The 843-nt window shown below is 44.7% G+C and carries 1 protein-coding gene; it reads right to left on the reverse strand.

Annotation, left to right across the window (positions count from 1 at the left end):
* On the reverse strand, positions 1-843 hold an 843-nt coding region (locus R7Z49_RS24100), incomplete at both ends, for an NAD-glutamate dehydrogenase domain-containing protein (protein ID WP_318112245.1).

An 843-nucleotide genomic window follows, 5' to 3' on the forward strand; every position in this document is an offset into this window, starting at 1 on the left:
AAAGATAGCCAAGGCTTCGACTGCTTGTTTTCGTCCAACTGGTAGTAGTTAGTACGCAGCGTTGCCATGATCATATCCATGTAACGACGAATAATACGATCATCATCTAGGCTTTCTACGTGATCCAGTTGTTCAGTCAGCTTCTTAATCAGATCACTTTGGCCTTTTTCACTGCCTTTATGTTTTGGATCGAAACGTTTAGCAAATAAGTTAACCAAGCCGGTAGCTAAATCAGGGTAATGGCTTAGTGTATCTTCAATGTATTGTTGGCTGAATGGGAAACCAACTTGACGCATGTAGCGCGCGTAAGCACGTAGAATCGAGATTTCTCGACCAGATAACGAAGCACCCAGTACCAAACGGTTGAAACCATCACTTTCTAGATCCCCTGCCCAAATCGCTGCAAATGCTTGTTGGAAACGATCACGAGCTTCGCGAAGATCAACGGTTTTTTCGCTTTTATGCAGCATCGAGAAATCTAGGATCCAAAACGTCTGGCCATTGTTTTTCTCGATCTCGTAAGGAGATTCACCAATCACGCGTAGACCCAAGTTTTCCAACATTGGCATTACGTCTGATAGATGGATTGGCTCGTCACGATGGTAAAGTTTTAAGCGAACCGCTTTCGAATCCGTTGCAACTTCCTGCGGACGGTAGAAAAGCATGCCAAGTTTGTTGTCGTCACTCAGTGCTTCAAGGCGCTCAATGTCTGCCACTGCAGAACCAGGCATCATGTCTTCTTTGTATGAACGAGGGAACGCGCTCATGTACTCTTTCGATAGTGGTAGACCTTTGCTTTCACCAAAGTTAGCAATGATCGACTCTTTTAATCTGTCGTCCCAA

It is taken from the genome of Vibrio sp. 1562 (assembly GCF_033340155.1).
Classification (GTDB): Bacteria; Pseudomonadota; Gammaproteobacteria; order Enterobacterales; family Vibrionaceae; genus Vibrio; species Vibrio alginolyticus.